Here is a 12,230-nt window from a genome sequence, read left to right as displayed (position 1 = left end):
CGACTCGACCTGCTCCATCGTCAACGCGTCAGCACACAGTCGTATCAACGACCACCTGATACACCCCGTCACGCCAGATGCGGTTGCAGTACTAGGGCGCTTCTGACGGATCTCCGAAGCCGCGGAGATCCGTCAGAAACGCCCTGGCGCTCGGCACCCCGCGCCCGCGGTCCCCGTCGCCCGCCGCGTCGTCGGACTTCTCAGGACGCAGCGGGGGGATCCGGGGCCGCGGGCGGTGTGCGCCGGTCGGCGCGGCGCAACAGCAGCAGCGCGCTCCCCGCGGTGGCGAACTCGCCGGCGGCGAGGCCGAACCACACGCCGTGCGTGCCCCAGATCAGGCCGCACGCGATGACGAGCGGGGCCTTCAGCAGGAGCAGGGGGCCGATGGTCAGGACGTAGGCGGGCAGCGGGCGTCCGAGGGCCTGGAAATAGGCCGCGGTCAGCGGGGCGACACCGGTGACGATCCCGCCGACAGCGATGACGCACAGCGCGAACCGGGCCTCCTCGGCGGCACCGCCGCCACTGACGAAGAGGCCGACGAGCGGTTCGGCGGCGACCGTCAGCAGGATCGCGGTGGCCGCGCCGTAGACGAGTGAGGCCCGCAGCGCGAGCGCCCGGGTCCGCGCGACCCGGGCCGCCAGGCCGCGCCCGGCGTTGTAGCTGACGATGGGCTGCAGCCCCTGGCTCATGCCCGTGTGCGGCATCACGGCGAAGGTCTGCAGGCGGGAGCAGACGACGTACGCGGTCAGCGCTGTCGCACCCCCGGTCACCGCGAGGGTGTCGTTGACCAGCACGGCCAGGACGGTGAGACCGATGTTGGCCAGGAAGGACGGCAGTCCGATGCCCACCTGCGTGCGCAGGGTCACGGCGTGCGGACGCAGGTCGGGGAGGCGGACGCGGTACGGCCGATCGCGCCGCAGGAAGAAGAACCACCAGCTCATCACGGCGGATACGGTCTGCCCACCGACGGTACCCAGGGCGGCTCCGCTCACCCCGAAGCCGAGGCCGAAGATCAGCAACGGGTCGAGGACGATCTGGACCACGATGGCGCCGATCCACATCCGGGTGGAGAACCCGACCCGGCCCTCGGCGCGTACCAGGCTGGAGAACCCGGTGTAGGACAGGGACCCGCACAGCAGGATCACCGCGTACTGCCGGGCGTACTCGTGCAGCGAGCCGCGGGCGCCCAGCACGTCGAGGAGCGGGTCGATGAAGACCAGGCCGGCCACGGTGGTGACGGCGGCGCTGACCCAGAACAGCGTGAAGGCGTTCCCCGCCGCGCGGGCGGCCGCGCGCTCGTCGCCGGCGCCCAGCGCACGGGAGACCAGCGTCGCGCCGCCCGCGCCCACGGTGGTGGCCACGGCTCCCAGCAGGAGCAGCAGCGGGGCGACGAGGTTGACCGCGGCCATCGCCTGATCGCCGACCCCGTGGCCGACGAACCAGGCGTTCGTCAGGGCGTAGAGGCCGAACATGCCGACGGACGCGATGGTCTGGACGCAGTTCTCCCACAGCAGCCTGCCCACCGGGCGGGTCGCCATCCGGCTCACGGCATCTTCGGCCGCGGCAGGCGCGGCCTCCAGCATTTCCCCGTGCTTCGAGATGCGCTTCACGTCCAGCAGGGAACCACGCCCCTGACCTGTTCGACCACCGCGACCTCCCGGAGCACGGGGCGATGGACCGGCACGACGTCTCGACCGCCAATGCCTCGATCCCGAAATCCGTCATACCCCGGGGTATTCGGTGGATTCGGGTGGTCTCATTGATTGGCGCTCAAACTACCTGAACAGGGGAGAACATGACCCCTCGGAGCCCAACCCGTGGTAAGTGCAGCCAAGTTGATCAGGGCTCATTGACGCCCGACGAGGCGTGGGCCACAGTGGAGATCTCGAACTTCTCGGCCAAGGCTCAATTCAGGCAGAGCACGTCCCAGTCCATCGGCGTCGCCCACTGGGGAATGCACGCGACGGCGGTCACATGCGCAGGGAAGAGTAGGTCGCAGCATGGCAGAACTCGGCAAGGCGGCATCCGGCCCCCAGACCTCACGCAACCTCGACAGCCGCGAGTTCCTCGATCTGCGCAGAACGGTCGCGGTTCGATCGAAGACCATTCACGCGCTCGAGGAAGACCCGCAGTACGCGTCGGAAGTGCCGGACGAGGTAAGCCTTCAGCTCACCTACAAGTGCAACCTCCGCTGCCTGCACTGCTACCAGTGGAGCGAACAGGGTTTCTTCCACGAGTTCAGCATCGCCGAGCAGCAGACCGAACTCGGTATCGACATCGTGCGGCGGGTGCTCGCGGCGACCTCCGAGCGGAAGTCGAAACTGTTCGTCTGGGGCGGCGAGCCGCTCATGTACTCGAAGTTCGGCGAGTTCGCCGGCCTGCTGGCCTCCGACCCGCGCCCCGTGACGATGTGCACGAACGGCCTGCTCATGCAGCGCCACGCGGAGGATCTGATACGGATCGGGAAGAACCTCAGCCTCCTGGTCAGCCTCGACGGGCTCAAGGACCACCACGAGGCGCTGCGCGGCGCGCGCAGCTTCGACCGGACGATGCGCAACATCCAGTTCATGATAGATCTCCAGCGCTCCGGTCGCTTCGACGGCACCATCTCGCTGTCCTGCATGGTCAGCAACGAGACCGTCGGGCAGATGTACGAGTTCATGGAATGGGCCGAGGAGCTGGGCGTCGACAGCGTCTATTTCCAGTTCCCCTGGTACATCAACGAGGACGTCGCCGCAGAGATGGACGAGCTCTATCGCGAGGAGTTCTCCTGGCTCAATCCGCTTCAGCCGGGAAAGCCCGCGACGTGGCACTCGTACACCTACCGCCTCAAGCCGGAGGGCATTCCGACGCTACGGGAATCGATGACCAGGCTGGCCGGGCGGCGCTGGAAGTCGCGAATCCGATATCAGCCGCAGGTCGGGCTGGACGAAGTGGACGACTTCGTCCGGGGCACCTCGAAGCCGGCCCAGGGTCGGCGGCGCTGCCTCGCGGTGTCGAACCGCATGGAGGTCCACGCCGACGGAAACGTCAGCTCCTGCAAGTTCTTTCCCGAGTTCGTGGTGGGAAATCTCAATGAAACGGATGTCCTCGATCTCTGGCACAGCGAACGTTTCCGGCGCGTACGGCAAATCCTGCGGAGCAGGGGCCTCATGCCTGTGTGTTCAAAATGCGTACTTCTGTATCTGAATGGAGTCTAGGCGTGGACGCGATCTTCAGCACCGTATCGACATGCCTGCGCAAGGTCCTGGCGCGCGAGGTCTCCATCGAGCCGGAGACGAACATCATCGACGACCTCGGCCTCGACTCCCTGCAGATGATCGAGTTCCTGCTCACGGTCGAGGACGCGCTCCAGGTCGAGCTGGACTTCGAGACCATGGACATGGACTGCCTCCGGTCCGTGGACGCGTTCTGCGGCTTCGTGGCCACCAGGAGCTGAGGACCGGGATCGGATGCGAGCCGTGGAACCGCCGAAGAGCTCCGTGCACCTCGGCCCGGTGGGGGTGGAGGACTCCTGGCGGCCCTCCGACCTCGCCACGCTGCCCCGCGTCGGGTCCGCCCACGGCACCGCCATCGCGCAGGCCCTGGACGAGGTTCTCTCCGCGCTGAGCGAGGAAGGGGACCGGTTGATCACGGCCTTCGAGCTTCCACCCGAATTCGTCGAGGCGATGCGGACAGCGGGCTTCCCGGTGAACCCCTTGCCCCACCCTGAAGGCGTCGGCGACGTCGTCGCGCGCACGCTGGCCCAGGCGGGCGTGCTCCGTCCCCAGGTCGCCGGAATGACCCTGCGGCCGTACGCCGCGCGCCCGGAGTACGAGGATCTCGCTTCCGCGCTGGACCTCGCCTACACGGCGCCCACCGTCGAGTGCGCGAAGCGGGTCAACTCGAAGACGTGGTCCAACGACGTCGTCCTGGCTCACGGATGGAACGGGGCCGCGTGGCCCGTCACCTCGCTCGCCGGGCTGGAGCGCCGGGTCGCGCAGGCCGGTCCCGTCGTGCTGCTGAAGGACCCTTACGGTGTGTCGGGCCAGGGAACCCTGGCGATCCGCTCGGAGAGCGCGTACCGCTCCGTGGCCCGGCACCTCGCCCGGCAGGTCGACCGGGGCAAGCGGCTCGAACTGCTCGTCCAGCCCCTGTTCGACAAGCGCAGGGACATCTCGTCGCACTGGCACATCTTCCCGGACGGCTCCGTACGGAGCGCCGGTCTGCTGGAGAACGATGTCGAGGGCTTCCGCTACCGCGGCTCCTCCCCGGCGGCCCCGGAATCCTTCCGCCAGGAGGAGATCGAGCACATCGACACGGCGGGCAGGACCCTGTGCAAGGAACTCTTCGCGGCCGGATACTTCGGCCCGGTGGACATCGACGGGCTCGTCGCGACGGACGGGACGGTCGTCCCGTGCCTGGAGGTGAACGCCCGCGTATCCATGGGTACCGTCGCGCTGGCACTGACGCGCCACGCCGCGCGGGTGGGCCTGCACGCGACGCTCGAGTTCATCAACACACGGCTGGACGCCGGCGTGCGCCCCTTCCCGTCGTTCGTGAACAGGCTGGACGACGCGGGCCTGCTGTACCGGCGGCAGCGCCCGGGTGTCGTGCCCATCGCGGCCAACACACTCACCCGAGGAGAACGCGGCCGTCTCGTCCTCGGCGTGTTCCACCCGCCCGGTGACGCGGCGCGCGTGCTGCGTGAGGCCATGGGGATCGCGTGCGCGTGCGGGATCCACCCGGAGGACCAGCGCTACTCCTGCCCCGCACGGCCCGCCGACGATCCGGAGCGATGACGGCCTCCGGCCGTCCACCCCCCTTGGAGAGAACAGCCCATGTCCAACATGCCGATCCGCTCCCCCAAAGCAGGCCCGTCCTGGCTGGTGCTACAACTGCTCGAGCGATGCAACCTGCGCTGCCACATGTGCTACGAGTGGGGTGACGGAGGATCCTTCCACGTCCTTCCGGATCTCGCCGAACTCGACGTCGACCTCGTCCTGCGCACCCTCGAGGAGTGCCGGCCGATCCGGCCGTACGTGGAACTGTTCGGCGGGGAGCCGCTGCTCTACAAGGGCGTCTGGCGGGTCATCGACGCGATCCACGCCGGCGGGAGCCAGCTCGTCTTCCCCACCAACGGGACGACACTGCGCAGCCACGCGGACCGGCTGGTGGCCGACCGTCACATCAGGGTGTGGGTGTCCGTGGACGGGCCGCGCGAGGTCAACGACGTACAGCGCGGCGCCGGGGTCTTCGACAAGGCCATGGCCGGGATCGACGCGCTGGACAGCCTCAAGCGCCGCCGCGGCGTGAGGTTCCCCGAGATCGGCATCACCTACCTCGTCACGCCGGACAACGCCGGTCACATCTCGGAGTTCTTCAAGGAGGTCGACCTGAGCAAGCTCGGCGCCGTGAGTCTCGAACTGCAGAGCTTCGCGACGGCCGAGATGCACCGGCACTACGGCCGTGTGGCCCGCGACAACTTCGGCATCCCGGCGGTCCGGCACTCGGCCCCCTACATCCGCAGTCCCCAGTTCTTCGAGTCGATCGACATCGAGGACCTCGTCCGGCAGATGGCCGACGCGCGGGACGCGTGCGAGCGGTCCGGGGTGAAGTTCTTCTCCCGTCCGGCGGCGCTCGAGGCCGAGACCATCGGCGCCTACCTGCGCGCCGACTGGACCGCGATGAAGGACTTCCACGAGCGCTGCGCCGTCCCGTGGCGCTACGCCGAGATCTCCGCGCGCGGCGATGTCACGACCTGCCACACGTTCTACGACATCCCGCTCGGGAACATCCACGAATCCTCGCTGCTGGACATCTGGCAGGGAGAGCAGGCCACGAAGATCCGGAAGCACCTGCGCTCCTCGTTGTGGCCCATCTGCCCCACCTGCACGCGCTACTACTCGCTCGAAACCCACCCGGTCTGACGAGGGCAATGAACATCACAGTGACGTCCGGAGTCGCACTGGGGACGCACATACCCGGGCTGCTGCTCGATCGCGCCCTGACGGCGCGCGGGTTGCCGAGCGGGGTGTACGTGCTGGAGAGGTACTTCCCCGACGAGGTCAGGCAGCGCATACAGACCGCGAAGGGCCGGTACAGCCGCGACTTCCGGCTGGCCAAGGCGGCCCACGCGCTCGCCACCGACCACGCGGAGCTGATCGCGCCGGAGACGCTCGCCGCGCTCTTCGACGAGTGGGACGCGGCCGGAGCGGGCTCGATCACCGTCTTCTCCGGATTCTGGGCGGGGATCGTCGCGGCATACGTCGACCGGCGTCCGGACGTCCGCGTCGACGTGTGCCATGTCGACGCGGTGCCCTCCCCGTCCCATCGCCACGCGGCCGAGGTCACCGGGGGCACGCACACGTGGCTGCTCGACGCGCGGACGAACACGTTGAACGAGGCGATCCCGGTGACGAAGGCCGGCGCGCGGCTCCCCTGGGAGTCGCGGTCGATCAGCTTCCTCGCCCACGGCGGCGGCTGGGGCATGGGGACACATACGTCCGCCGCCGCGCGGCTCGTCGAGGCGGGAGAGCCGGTGAGCCTGATCCTGCCGGAACCCTGGAGTGATCCGCCGGCCGGGCTGAGCGCGTACCACCAGGACCCCGGGTGGGAGCCCAGCCCGGGAACGGCCTTTCCGCGCCTGGTCGCGGGCCCGGGCACGTCGGCTCCCCCGTTCGACTCCCGGGAGCACTGGTCCGACACGTTCGAGCTGACCCGGCGCAGCCGCGCGGTGGTCAGCAAGCCGGGCGCGGGCACGCTCATCGACTCGCTCAACGCCGCGACGCCCGTTCTGTTCACGGAGGCGCTGGGCGGCTGGGAGCTCGCCAATGAGAGCGTCTGGTGCGCCCTCGGGTTCGGGATGCGCCTGTCGGAGTGGCTGGACAAGCGCGATCCGGCGGTGCTCGAGGCGATGCACGAGCGCCTTCGCGCGGCCGGCGACGGGGCCGCGTCCTATCCGGACCGCATCATCGCCCGGGGATTCGGGCGGCGAAGCCGATGAGGGTTCGGGGGCGCGGCGACGGTCGCGCGCCGAGACCCCACCGCATGCATACGGATCGCGATGTTGATGATCCACGAGGGGGATTGATGGCCGTCGGCGACAGTGAATCGCACAGCCTCTCCGTCCGGGGGGCCGAGGGGGGACCGATGCCCCTCACCTGGGGACAGGGAAACATGTGGGACAGCATGGCCGCACTCGGTTCGTCGTCGGACCGTCTCAACATCTCCTGGCCCATTTCCTCACTGAAGGACGGCATCAGCGTGTCCGGGGCGCTCGACCGCCTACGGGGGCTGCTGTCCTCCCTCGACATCTTTCGCGCGTCGTTCGACACCGAGCGCGTGCGGCTGACGTTTCGGGGCGAAGCCGATATCGAGGTCCGCGTGACCGAGGCACCGGCCGACGCGGCTCCCGTGCGCCACGGGTACAACACGCGCAAGGATCCGGCCTGCGCGGAGTTGGCGAGCGGGGCGTTCGGCATGGACGAACCCCAGATCCGCCTGGGACTGCATCACGCCGGCGGAATCGTCACGCAGATCAACGTCGCGATGTCGCACCTCGCGTTCGACGGCGGCGCCCACCGTCCGCTGGACCGCCTGATCCGCCACGCGGTCGAGGGGCGCGACACCTGTGCGCTCGGAATGCAGACCGCGGAACTGGTCGCATACGAGCAGTCGGCCGACCAGGTCCGCAGAAGCGACGCCGTCATCAACGGCTGGTCGGCCTCGTCCGCGAGGCTGCCACCCGGCCGCGGCCTGATGTCGATGACGCCGGGCGCGTTCTCGGTGACGATTCTCCGGTCTCGGGCAGCCGCGGTCGCCGTCGAGGCGCTCGCCCTGCGCCACGGGGTGAGCGCGAGCGGCGTCGTCGTCTCCGCGCTGACGAGAACCATCCGCCGGCACGTCGACAGCGAGCTTTCCGCGCTCCTGCTGGTCTGCAACAACCGGTCGCATCCAAAACTCACGGACTTCGTCGGCCAGACGATCGGGAACGGGCTGCTCGTCCTGCCGGATGACCGGCCCGGCGACCCTTTCGCCGCATACGCGAAGAACATCTACGCCCGGACGATCACCACGTACAGCCGTGCGCGTTACGACTGCATCAAGTGGCGTGCCACGCTCGCCGAGCTCACGGCGAAGGGGCTCGCGACCGACCTCTCGTACTACTTCAACGACGTGCGCAGCGATCGCGGCGTATGGGCGGGCCTGGAGAGCGGGCTGCCGGATCTCAAGGCCATGCTCGAAGAGTCGTCCATCACCACGGTCGGCCGGCGTGACATGGGCGACGCCACCCTCTTCGCCGATCTCGGCAGCGACGGCCACGAGCTGATCCTGCAAGTGGTCTGCGACGACACGCGGATTCCGCCGGCAGACGCCGCCTCGGCACTCGCCGCGCTGGAGAACCTCCTCGTCACCGAGGCCTTGGAAGCCTGAACCGAGCGCGACCGACCGGTTGAGCACGAGCTAGGAGCTGAGAGCGATGCGCAACGAAGCCACCGAGCCGGAGATCCACTACTACCCGCGGCCCTACGGCGTTCAGGAGCGGCTGACGCTGAACACCGAATCGACCGTCAAGTTCATCACCATCGACCCGGGGCAGCGGGTGAGTCTGCACCGGCACGCGAAACGCGACGAGTGGTGGACCGTCCTGGACGGCCCGCTCGACGTGCAGATCGACGATCGCGCGTGGACGGCCGCCGCCGGAGAGCGCATCTGGATTCCGCGCGGCCTCGCCCACCGCATCCACAACCCGGGCGGCGCGCCGCGCAGGTTCCTCGAACTGTCCCTCGGCTTCTTCGACGAAGAGGACATCGAACGCCTCGAGGACGACTACCGTCTGCTCGCCTCCACGGACCGCTGAGCCTGCGCGCTCTCCACCGCGGCACGCAGCTCGTCGAGATGCGCCAGTCCACTCAGCGCCGCGTCGGCCGGCACGCCGAAGTCGATGAGGCACGCGATCTCGTCGACGCCCGCCTCCCGCACGCGCTCCACGACGGGAAGCACATCCGAAACCGCGCCGAACAGGCCGTCCGAGGTGAGATAGCGCTGGTAGGCACCATCGACGGCCGCCGGCGCGTACGTGGATCTGGCCCAGGCCCAGGCCCGCTCCTCCGCGGACGGCCGCCCCGCGGCGGTTCCCTTGCCCGTGGACGGCCCGGCCGAGCGCAGGTTCAGATCAAGCGCGGACTTCAGATAGCGCCGCAGCGGCTCACGCACGAGGCGCTCCACCGACTCGAGTTCCTCGCCGAGGCAGGTGTGCAGCATCAGGACGACGTGTCCGCGACCATCGCGCCCCGAGCCCGCGTAGGCGCGCCGATATGCCGCGACGTTCTCCGCCAACGACTCCATGCTCTGCGTGAGCAGGTTCGTCAGCACACCGGCGCCGACGTGCCCGGCGGTCTCGAACGTGCCCGGGTTGCCGCTGCTGGTGAGCCACAGCGGAATCTCCGCCTGCACCGGCCGCGGGTAGACCCGGCACTCCGGTTCGGCGTCCAATGCCTCGCCCCGCCAGAGCCGACGAAGGGTCTCGACGGCGGCGACGGTGCGCTGCCGGCGATCGGCGTACGCCTCCGGTCGGAAGACGAAGTCCCGCTGGTTCCAGCCGGAGGCGAGCGCGACGCCGGCCCGGCCGTGCGAGAGGTTGTCCACCATGGCCCACTCCTCGGCCACCCGCACCGGATGGTGCAGCGGCAGCACCACACTGCCCGCCCGCACCTGCACCCGCGAGGTCACGGCCGCCACCGCCGCGGCCGTCACCGACGGGTTCGGGAACAGGCCGCCGAAGCGGTGGAAGTGCCGCTCGGGCGTCCAGACGGCGGCGAGCCCGTGCTCGTCCGCGAATCGGGCTCCCTCCATCAGCAGGTGGTAGCGATCGCCCTCGGCTTCCCCGTCGTCGGCGAAATAGAAAAGGCTGAAGTCCACGGTTTCTTCCCGTCAATGGTCTGACGCCAAGGATTGGACGAATCACATGCAACGTGGGCCCGAATTGGCGCTCACGTTAGCAATCGACGCTGCCGAGAGGCCAGCAACAGCAAGGCGCCGCGAGGGGACCCGAGTGCACAACGCCGGCCGGGTGCTACCGTCCGATCATGCTTCGGGCGGAGGACTGATGGAGAGCATCACGAAGAACCGGCAGCCCGTTGAGGCGCTTCGCGCGATGGTCGCCCGCGCCTACGGCCCGGAGGAGGTGTGCGCCGCGGGCGAGGACTGGGTCAGCGAACTGACCGACGGCTGGTTCAACGTGGCTTACCGGATCCGGCTGCGATCAGGCCCGCACGTCGTCCTCAAGATAGCGCCGCCGCCGGATGTCGAGGTCATGACCTACGAGCGCGGTGCCATGGCCACCGAACTGGCGGCGCTGCGGCTGATCCGGGAACACACGAAGGTTCCCGTGCCGGCGGTCGACTTCGCCGATCAGAGCCATGAGGTGTGCGACGCCGACTACTTCTTCATGACGTACATAGACGCGGACAACCTCAATGCCATCAGGAACACCTTGGCCGGGGTGGAGATCGACGCGTACGACGAGGCGCTCGGCGCGATCACCCACGAGCTGAACAGCATCCCGGGCACCTCGTTCGGCCCGCTGGCCGGGCCGGGCGACAGCACGTGGCGCGCGGCCTTCCTGCGGATGGTCGAGGAACTGCTGGGCGACGGCGAGCGGCGCGGCGTCGACCTGCGCCACGGCTACGACGAGATGCGCGAAGTCGTGGCCGCCCACGCCGATGCCCTGGACGAGGTGACCGAGCCCCGGTTCGTCGAGTGGGACCTGTGGCCCGGCAACTGCATGGTGCGCGACGGCCGGATCGTGGCGATCCTCGACCACGAGCGAGCGTTCTACGGCGATCCGCTGATGGAGTTCGGCTTCACCGGGAGTGAGTCGAGCGCTTACGGGGACGCCACGGCTTTCATCCGCGGCTACGGCCACCGGCCGTTCACCACCGCCGAGCGGACCCGTCGGCGGCTGTACAACCTCCACCTCGCACTGATCCAGATCATCGAGACGAGCTACCGGGCACACACCGACACCGAGCAGTACGACTGGGCGTGCGAGCGGCTGCGGGAGACCGTGACCCTGCTCGGCAAGCAAGCACGCTGACGGTCTCCACTCACCGGTGGCCGGTGAACCTGGGCCGCAGCCTGCGCGCCCACCGGACCACATACCGATGCCGGGGCGGCCCGCGCCCGCGTCGTCGAGGTTGCTCGACCGCGAAGAGCGCGTGCAGGACGGCACGGCGTCCGCCTGGGCCGCGAGGACGGTGCGGGCGAGGCGGAGGTGGAGCGGGCGGCGGGCGGTGGGCGGCGGGTTTGTGAGCGTGGCGGAGGATGCCGGCCGCGGTGGTGTGGTCGCGGCGTCAAGGGCTTGGCGGGCGAGGTCGCCGAGGAGGCCGGCGGCCAGGTCGTTGCCGCCTGAGGCGTGGGCGTTGTGGAGGCCGGCGGTCCAGTGCCGGCCGAGGTGGAAGCAGCCGGGCGCGGAGGTCGGGGACCGAGTGCATCCGCGGCCGCGTCTTCGCCACCAGAGCCGAAGCGAACCTCACGCTCTTCGAGTACATCGACGGCTTCTACAATCCCCGCCGCATCCAGAAACGACTCGGCTACCTCAGCCCCATCGAGTACGAGGTGAAGCACTACGCCAACCAGGCAACGACCGAACAAGTGAACCTGAAACCACGCCAAACCGCCCTGACCAGCTAGTCAGCCACCCCCGCACAACGGGGGAACCTCAGCTCGCTTGGAGTACCCCGCGTGGTCTGCCGTGGCCGCGGGGCCTCGGGAGCGGCCGTACCCCCTGAGGTCGGGACAGACGACGGTGAAGCCGCGCCGGACCAGGAGCGGGGCCACGCGGTGCCAGGTCGCGGATGTCCTCGGGTGGCCATGGAGCAGCACCACGGGCGGGCCCTCGCCACCATGGCGAACGAAGATCGATGCCTCGCCCGACTGAACCCGCTTGGTCCCGAAGCCTGCGAACACAGCTGAACCTTCCCGGCCACGACACCACCTGCCCGCCGCGCCCGCAGGCCGCGGACAGTCCCGCCAGGGGGCCAGGCCACCGGAGCCCGCAGGATGCGCCGGCCAACACGCTCCGTCGGCCACTGCGAAGTCGACACACGTTCCCCTGCTTCTGCCCCCGTGGACGTCATGAACACAACTACCCGGCACCGACGCGGCCACCACCGTCAGAACCGCCCGCGGCTCCACGAGAAGACCAAGGCTCGGATGGCGCCGGCCGTGACGGCCCTGCTGCTCGA

The 12,230-nt window shown here is 69.2% G+C and carries 11 protein-coding genes and 1 pseudogene; 9 read left to right on the top strand and 3 right to left on the bottom strand.

Annotated features, from left to right (window positions below):
* Nucleotides 1–200: 200 nt before the first annotated feature.
* Nucleotides 201–1,610, bottom strand: a complete 1,410-nt coding sequence (locus ACFV9M_RS26585) for an MATE family efflux transporter (protein WP_385077897.1) — start codon at nt 1,608–1,610, stop codon at nt 201–203.
* Nucleotides 1,611–2,000: 390 nt separating this feature from the next.
* On the opposite strand from ACFV9M_RS26585, the gene ACFV9M_RS26580 reads away from it, so the two are divergent.
* The 7 genes from ACFV9M_RS26580 (at nt 2,001) to ACFV9M_RS26550 (ending at nt 8,842) form a co-directional block, all read left to right on the top strand.
* Nucleotides 2,001–3,200, top strand: coding sequence for a radical SAM protein (locus ACFV9M_RS26580; RefSeq protein ID WP_385077900.1), 1,200 nt, complete (start codon nt 2,001–2,003; stop codon nt 3,198–3,200).
* A 2-nt stretch (nt 3,201–3,202) separates the two neighbouring features.
* Nucleotides 3,203–3,439 carry an acyl carrier protein gene (locus ACFV9M_RS26575; RefSeq protein WP_385077902.1) on the top strand — a complete coding sequence of 79 codons (237 nt, stop codon included), beginning with the start codon at nt 3,203–3,205 and terminating at the stop codon, nt 3,437–3,439.
* 22 nt (nt 3,440–3,461) lie between these two features.
* On the top strand, nt 3,462–4,781 hold the full coding sequence (locus ACFV9M_RS26570; protein ID WP_385102552.1) for a hypothetical protein: 1,320 nt from the start codon (nt 3,462–3,464) through the stop codon (nt 4,779–4,781).
* A gap of 39 nt (nt 4,782–4,820) precedes the next feature.
* Entirely contained in the window at nt 4,821–5,909 is a 1,089-nt protein-coding gene (locus tag ACFV9M_RS26565) for an SPASM domain-containing protein (RefSeq protein ID WP_385077906.1), read from the top strand.
* 8 nt (nt 5,910–5,917) lie between these two features.
* Nucleotides 5,918–6,985 carry a hypothetical protein gene (locus tag ACFV9M_RS26560; protein ID WP_385077907.1) on the top strand — a complete coding sequence of 356 codons (1,068 nt, stop codon included), beginning with the start codon at nt 5,918–5,920 and terminating at the stop codon, nt 6,983–6,985.
* Nucleotides 6,986–7,071: 86 nt separating this feature from the next.
* Nucleotides 7,072–8,415, top strand: a complete 1,344-nt coding sequence (locus tag ACFV9M_RS26555) for a hypothetical protein (protein WP_385077910.1) — start codon at nt 7,072–7,074, stop codon at nt 8,413–8,415.
* A 46-nt stretch (nt 8,416–8,461) separates the two neighbouring features.
* The gene (locus ACFV9M_RS26550; protein WP_385077912.1) at nt 8,462–8,842 is read left to right on the top strand and encodes a phosphomannose isomerase type II C-terminal cupin domain; all 381 of its coding nucleotides are present in this window, start codon (nt 8,462–8,464) and stop codon (nt 8,840–8,842) included.
* On the opposite strand, the gene ACFV9M_RS26545 is transcribed toward ACFV9M_RS26550, so the two are convergent.
* Complete coding sequence (locus ACFV9M_RS26545; protein ID WP_385077914.1) at nt 8,812–9,903, bottom strand: MupA/Atu3671 family FMN-dependent luciferase-like monooxygenase; 1,092 nt, start codon at nt 9,901–9,903, stop codon at nt 8,812–8,814. The genes ACFV9M_RS26550 and ACFV9M_RS26545 overlap by 31 nt on opposite strands.
* Nucleotides 9,904–10,090: 187 nt before the next feature.
* Between ACFV9M_RS26545 and ACFV9M_RS26540 the strand changes: the two genes are divergently transcribed.
* Nucleotides 10,091–11,080 carry a phosphotransferase family protein gene (locus ACFV9M_RS26540; protein ID WP_385077916.1) on the top strand — a complete coding sequence of 330 codons (990 nt, stop codon included), beginning with the start codon at nt 10,091–10,093 and terminating at the stop codon, nt 11,078–11,080.
* A 227-nt stretch (nt 11,081–11,307) separates the two neighbouring features.
* A complete protein-coding gene (locus ACFV9M_RS26535) occupies nt 11,308–11,676 on the top strand; it encodes an IS3 family transposase (protein WP_385077919.1) in 369 nt (122 codons plus the stop codon).
* Between the two features lie 30 nt (nt 11,677–11,706).
* Here the strand turns inward: ACFV9M_RS26535 and ACFV9M_RS26530 are convergent.
* Nucleotides 11,707–11,952, bottom strand: a pseudogene (locus tag ACFV9M_RS26530) (alpha/beta fold hydrolase); the annotation flags it as partial.
* Between the last annotated feature and the right edge of the window lie 278 nt (nt 11,953–12,230).

The organism is Streptomyces sp. NPDC059895 (assembly GCF_042731035.1).
Taxonomy (GTDB): Bacteria; Actinomycetota; Actinomycetes; order Streptomycetales; family Streptomycetaceae; genus Streptomyces.
Note: the sequence above shows the minus strand (reverse complement) of the source record. Positions and strands in the feature narration are given on the sequence as shown.